General features: G+C 63.8%; 5 protein-coding genes. 1 reads left to right on the top strand and 4 read right to left on the bottom strand.

Annotated elements, in window-relative coordinates; translation table 11 throughout:
• A partial coding sequence (locus tag BMW76_RS17740) for a 4Fe-4S dicluster domain-containing protein (RefSeq protein WP_177200417.1) occupies positions 1-453 on the top strand: 453 nt, incomplete at its 5' end.
• A gap of 90 nt (positions 454-543) precedes the next feature.
• On the opposite strand, the gene BMW76_RS17735 is transcribed toward BMW76_RS17740, so the two are convergent.
• The 4 genes from BMW76_RS17735 to BMW76_RS17720 form a co-directional block, all read right to left on the bottom strand.
• The gene (locus BMW76_RS17735; protein WP_177200416.1) at positions 544-2019 is read right to left on the bottom strand and encodes a tetratricopeptide repeat protein; all 1476 of its coding nucleotides are present in this window, start codon (positions 2017-2019) and stop codon (positions 544-546) included.
• Between the two features lie 58 nt (positions 2020-2077).
• Positions 2078-3178, bottom strand: coding sequence for a chorismate synthase (aroC, locus tag BMW76_RS17730; RefSeq protein WP_090867281.1), 1101 nt, complete (start codon positions 3176-3178; stop codon positions 2078-2080).
• A 143-nt stretch (positions 3179-3321) separates the two neighbouring features.
• The gene (locus tag BMW76_RS17725) at positions 3322-5259 is read right to left on the bottom strand and encodes an MFS transporter (protein ID WP_090867279.1); all 1938 of its coding nucleotides are present in this window, start codon (positions 5257-5259) and stop codon (positions 3322-3324) included.
• Positions 5260-5465: 206 nt separating this feature from the next.
• Positions 5466-5933 carry a CBS domain-containing protein gene (locus tag BMW76_RS17720; protein ID WP_087733662.1) on the bottom strand — a complete coding sequence of 156 codons (468 nt, stop codon included), beginning with the start codon at positions 5931-5933 and terminating at the stop codon, positions 5466-5468.
• Positions 5934-6112: the final 179 nt, after the last annotated feature.

Below are 6112 nucleotides of genomic sequence, written 5' to 3'. Positions count from 1 at the left end.
GGCACGCTGATGGTCGGCATCGAGCAGAAGCTGCTGGGCGGCAACGTGCCGTGGACGCTGCATCACCAGCACTGGGATCACGAGATGCTGAAGCCGGCTTCGCAGTGCAAGCCGATCGACTATCCGAAACCTGATGGCAGGCTCACATTCGACCGGCTCTCGTCGGTGTTCATCTCGAACACGAATCACGAAGAGAACCAGCCCGCGCATCTGACGCTGAAAGATCCGTCAGTGCCTGTCAAGGTGAATCTGCAAACCTACGCGGGCCCCGAGGGCCGCTACTGCCCCGCCGCCGTGTACGAGTTCGTGAAGAACGACGACGGCAGCGAGCGCCTCGTGATCAACGCGCAGAACTGCGTGCACTGCAAGACGTGCGACATCAAGGACCCGACGCAGAACATCGTGTGGGTCACGCCCGAAGGCGGCGGCGGGCCGAACTATCCGAACATGTGACGCGCGCCGCGTCTGGGCAAACGAAAAACGCCGCTCCTGGAGCGGCGTTTTTGTATGACGGCTTGTTGACATCCACACGGCCCACACGATTCAAGCCGCGAGCGCCTCCAGCCGCGCGCGCACCCGTTCGATAACAGGCGTCCACACACCGACGGACGGCTGGCGAAACAGCTCGACAGTCTGATACCACGGCGCGCGCTCCGTCTCTTCGCCCCAAAACCACGCGGACACGTAATCGATCATCAGCCACGTCGGCACGCCGAGCGCGCCTGCCAGATGGGCGGGACCGCTGTCGATGGTCACGAGCGCATCGAGATTCACGAGCAGCGCAGCCACATCGTCGAAGCCCGCTTCGAAGTGCTCGGTCGGATCGACGATATCGACACCTCGCGCCCGCCATTGTTCGACGGTTGTCTGACGCCCCGGCGACACCGCAAAAAACGTGATGCCCGACACGTTCAAAAGCGGCGCAAGCAGCTCGACGGGAACCGAGCGCCGCGCATCGCGGACGTGGTCGGGATTGCCGTTCCACACGAGGCCAACGGTCTTGTTCCCCGCCTTCGCAGCGCCCGCGACACGCTCGCGCCACAGCGCCGCACGCTCGGGATCGGCGCTCAGATACGGACGCCCCCACATCGACGGATCGTCGATGCCGAGCCGCAGCGGCAGACTCATCAGCCCGCAGTGACAATCCGGCTTCGTTTCGAGGCTTGTTTCGATCCTGATGCCGGCAGGCAGCATGCGTTCGAACAGATGCTGCATCGGCCCCGCATAGCCGAAGATCACGCGACCGCCTTCGCGTTGCGCGCGTTCGGCGAGCAGACGCAGAAAACGCACCGACCACAGGCAATCGCCGTTGCCCTGCTCGCCATATACGACGAGCGTCTTGCCCGCCAGCGATTCGCCGCGCCAGTTGGGGCTAATCGCGGCAAGTGCGACTTTCGCGGCGTTCACATCGTCGGCGAATGCGACGCGCGCTTCATAGTCGAGCCAGCCTTGCGCATATCGTCCCGCGCGCATCTCCAGCTCCGACAGATCGAACAGCGCGTGCGCATTATTCGGCGTCAGTTCCAGCACGCGCCGCAGCAGCGCCTCGGCTTCTGCGAAACGGCCCTGCTCCTTGATGCACAACGCGAGCTTGTGCAGCACGATGTGGTTGCCTGGCGCGGCCCGTGCAGCTTCATGCAGCAGACGTTGAGCTTCGGCGAAATCGTCGCGTTGCTGGAAAGCAGCCGAGCGCCAGACAAGCGCGTTCGCGTCGTTGGCGTCGCGCGCCAATAGCAGCGCCGTCGCCGATTCGACGAGCACCCAGTCCCGCAGAATGAAGGCCGTCTGTGCGATCTCGTGCAGCAGCCGCGCGTCGCAGTTCGCGTCGAGGCGGTATGCGCGCACGAGCGCATCGACCGCCTGGCGCAGTCGTGCCTTGTCGCCGTTCGCTCCCGCCAGCAGCGCATTGCCGAGCGCGAGCCAGTCCGTCGCAACGGCGTCGGGCGCCGACGTGCGCGCGTAAAGCTGCGCCAATGCGTCGGCGCGCGTGGAGTCGTTGTGATTCACGTTGTGACTCATGCTGACCGCCCTGTCGATAACCAGCGAGCGTGCAAAGCCGAGTTTCGACTATTCGACTTCAGGGCGCGCTCGCCGCGATCTTCGGCGTATCGACGACGACATCGCCGCACTGCGCGCGATGCCGAAGCGCATGGTCGATCAGCACGAGCGCAAGCATTGCCTCGGCGATCGGCGTCGCGCGAATGCCGACGCACGGATCATGGCGTCCGAACGTTTCGACGACAGCGGGCTGCCCGCTCTTGTCGATCGAGCGGCGCGGCGTGCGGATGCTCGACGTCGGCTTGATCGCGATCGACACCGTGATGTCCTGCCCCGTCGAAATGCCGCCGAGCACGCCGCCCGCATGATTGCCGACGAAACCTTCCGGCGTCAGTTCGTCGCCGTGCACCGAACCGCGCTGCGCGACGCTCGCGAAGCCCGCGCCGATCTCGACGCCCTTCACCGCATTGATGCCCATCATCGCGTGCGCGATATCGGCGTCGAGCCGGTCGAAAAGCGGTTCGCCCAGGCCGACGGGCACGCCCGACGCCACCACGTTGATGCGCGCGCCGATCGAATCGCCGTCCTTGCGCAGCGCGTCCATATACGCTTCGAGTTGCGGCACGATGTCCGCGTTCGGCACGAAGAACGGATTCTCGCGCACGTGCTGCCAGTCGACGAATGGCACGTCGATCTCGCCGAGCGCCGCCATATAGCCGCGAATCTCGGTGCCGAACTTCTCGCGCAGCCATTTCTTCGCGACGGCACCCGCCGCCACCGTCGGCGCCGTCAGCCGCGCGGACGAACGGCCGCCGCCGCGATAGTCGCGGATGCCGTACTTCTGCCAGTACGTGTAGTCGGCGTGGCCCGGACGGAAGGTTTCGGCGATATTGCCGTAGTCCTTGCTGCGCTGGTCCGTGTTGCGGATCAGAAGCGCAATGGGCGCGCCCGTCGTCTTGCCCTCGAAGACGCCCGAAAGAATCTCGACCTTGTCTTCTTCCTGGCGCTGGGTCACGTGCCGCGACGTGCCGGGCTTGCGGCGATCGAGTTCGAACTGGATGTCGGCCTCGACGAGCGACATGCCCGGCGGGCAGCCGTCGATCACACAGCCGATAGCCGGGCCATGCGATTCGCCGAAGGTCGTGACGGTGAAGAGCGTACCGAGGGTATTGCCGGACATGAGCGTCGTCCAAAGAAATGCGGGGAGAGCGTTATTATGCCAGCCCGGCCGCCCCGCCGTGGCGCGCGGGGACTCGGGCGATCGTTATAGGACAAACGCACAAAAGCGCGTTGCGCGCGCGGCGGGCAGCCGCGCCCGAAACGCTATTTCCGTGCGCCGCGCAGTTCGGACACGATCTGCTGCAGGACTTCCGGCGTCGCCTGCGCGGGTTCGAGCGGCTCGCCGACCGCCAGCGTCAGACGGCTCATCACGCCCTTGTGAATCGGACGCGGGAATCGCGCATCGGCGCTGCGCGACCAGACGCTGCCCCACAGACCGCGCAACGCCATCGGCACGACGGGCACAGGCGCCCGCCGCAGGATTTCCGACACGCCGTGACGGAACGGATTCATGTCGCCCGTATTGGTCAGCTTGCCCTCGGGAAAGATGCAGACGAGATCGCCATCGTCGAGCGCCCTTGCGCAGGCGTCGTAGGCACGCGTGAGCAGATCCGCGTCTTCGTGCGCGGGCGCAATCGGAATTGCCTTTGCATGTCTGAACAGCCAGCCGGCAAACGGCGTACGGAAGATCCGATGGTCCATCACGAAGCGGATCGGCCGCGGACTTTCCGCCATGATCACGAGCGCGTCGACGTAGCTGACGTGATTGCACACCAGCACGGCCGCGCCCTCTTCGGGAATGCGCTCGGCGTGAACGAGACGAATCCGATAGAACGTATGCACGAGCAGCCATGCGACGAAGCGCAATAGGAACTCGGGCACGAGCGAATAGATGTAGACGGCCACGATCACATTGAGCAGCGCCGTCACGAGAAAGAGCCCCGGAATGCCGACGCCCGCCGACGTCAGCCCAACGGCCATCAGCGACGACACGATCATGAACAGCGAGTTGAGGATGTTGTTCGCCGCGATGATCCGCGCGCGATGGCTCGGCTGGCTGCGGCTCTGGATCAGCGCATAGAGCGGCACGCTGTAGAAGCCGCCGAACATCGCGAGCAGGAACAGATCGGCCAGCACGCGCCAATGCGCGGGCTGCGTCATGAATTCGGCCACCGTCAGCAGATGCGCGGCTTTCGGCAATGCGTGGCTCGCGAAGAACAGGTCGATCGCGAACACGCTGATGCCGATCGAGCCGAGCGGCACGAGGCCGATCTCGATGCGCTTTTTCGACAAGCGCTCGCACAGCAGCGAGCCCGTGCCGATACCGATCGAAAAAGTCGCGAGCAGCACGGTCACGACATCGGGGTTCGCGGACAGCACGTCCTTCGCGAAACGGAAGAACGACGACAGAAATGTCGCGCCGACAAACCACAACCAGGAAATGCCAAGCAGGCTAAGAAAGACGGTCCGGTTTTCGCGCGCCAGTTTCAGATTGCGCCAGGTCTCGCTGATCGGATTCCAGTTGATGCGCAGATCGGGCTGCGATGGCGCCGATTGCGGCACGAAGCCAGATGCCACGCGACCGATCAGCGCAATCGCCACGCAGCCGAACGCGAGGATCGCCGCGCCATGCGCCTCGGAGCCCGCCGCCGCGCCGCCCGCAATCGTGCCGAGCAGAATCGCGACGAACGTGCCCATCTCGACCATTCCGTTGCCGCCGACCAGTTCCGTCTTGTCCAGATGCTGCGGCAGATACGCGTATTTGACGGGGCCGAACACGGTCGAATGGACGCCCATCAGGAACGTGCACAGATACAGCAGCAGCGCGTCATGCAGCCAGAAGCCCGCGCCGCCGACCAGCATTACGCCGATCTCAAACGACTTCACGAAGCGCGTGAGCATCGCCTTATCGTACTTGTCGGCGACCTGGCCGGACGTCGCCGAAAACAGGACGAACGGCAGAATGAAGATTGCAGAAATCAGAAAGGCTGCGGTGTCCGCATTCACGCCTGAGAATCGCGCGGCCTGATACGTGACGAGCGACGTAAAGCCGATCTTGAACACGTTGTCGTTCATCGCGCCGAGAAACTGCGTCCAGAAAAACGGTGCAAAACGGCGCTCGCGCAACAGGCGAAACTGCGAGCCGTGTTCGCGCGAGGTGCGCCTTGCGTGTTGGGCGGTGGACAACGGACGATCGCTCATCGAATGCGTGACAAAGAGGGCAGGCTTCGCGCAGATTCACAGCGGCGCTGCGGGAATGGCGGGCACAAAAAAGCGCACGCTTTTCGCGCGCGCTTCGAGGATGGTTCAGTCATGCGACAGCGGCATGTCGGCGCATTGCAAGCCGGCCAGACAGACCGATCGAGGCAACGAGGCCAAACGGCAGGCCAACGACGGGCCAACAAAAATCAGCGCGAGGGCTGCTCCTGCTGCGGCTCGTCTTCTGCGGGCCAGTCGCGAATATAGGCCTTCAGCATCCGGTTCTCGAAGCCCTGCTCTTCGACTACAGCTTTGGCGACGTCGTAGAACGAGATCACGCCCATCAGCGCGCGGCTTTCCATCACAGGGAGATAGCGCACGTGATGCTCGAGCATCATGCGGCGCACCTCGTTGACATCGGTTTCCGGCGTACATGTGAGCGGATGGTCGTCCATGATCTTGCGGATCGTCGTGCCGCCGACGCTGCCGCCATTGCGGCTCAGCACGAGAATGATCTCGCGGAAGGTCAGCATGCCGACGAGATCGCCATATTCCATCACGACGAGCGAGCCGATGTCGTGCTCGGCCATCGTGTTGACGGCCTCGTTGAGCGGCGTATCGGGTGTGACTGTGAACAGGGTGTTGCCCTTGACCTTCAGAATGTCGCTGACTCGCATGATTTGTCTCCTGTCGACCAGAGTTGGCGCCTTGGCGCGTTACCTTGCTCTGGTCCCATGCAGCATGGTGGCAGATGAGGCCCGGTGAAACATTAAGGGCATGACTGACTTTCGATGCTAGCGGAAAGGCCCGCAAAAAGAAAGCGGACGGGACGGACGATAGCGCGTCATCGAACGTC

This window comes from Paraburkholderia diazotrophica (genome assembly GCF_900108945.1).
Classification (GTDB): domain Bacteria; phylum Pseudomonadota; class Gammaproteobacteria; order Burkholderiales; family Burkholderiaceae; genus Paraburkholderia; species Paraburkholderia diazotrophica.
This window is presented reverse-complemented; position numbering and strand designations above follow the sequence as displayed.

Bases quoted from the DNA above. Each gene is read 5' to 3' on its own strand.
- BMW76_RS17735 (WP_177200416.1), bottom strand. From the start codon at position 2,019: ATGAGTCACAACGTGAATCACAACGACTCCACGCGCGCCGACGCATTG.
- aroC (WP_090867281.1), bottom strand. From the start codon at position 3,178: ATGTCCGGCAATACCCTCGGTACGCTCTTCACCGTCACGACCTTCGGC.
- BMW76_RS17725 (WP_090867279.1), bottom strand. From the start codon at position 5,259: ATGAGCGATCGTCCGTTGTCCACCGCCCAACACGCAAGGCGCACCTCG.
- BMW76_RS17720 (WP_087733662.1), bottom strand. From the start codon at position 5,933: ATGCGAGTCAGCGACATTCTGAAGGTCAAGGGCAACACCCTGTTCACA.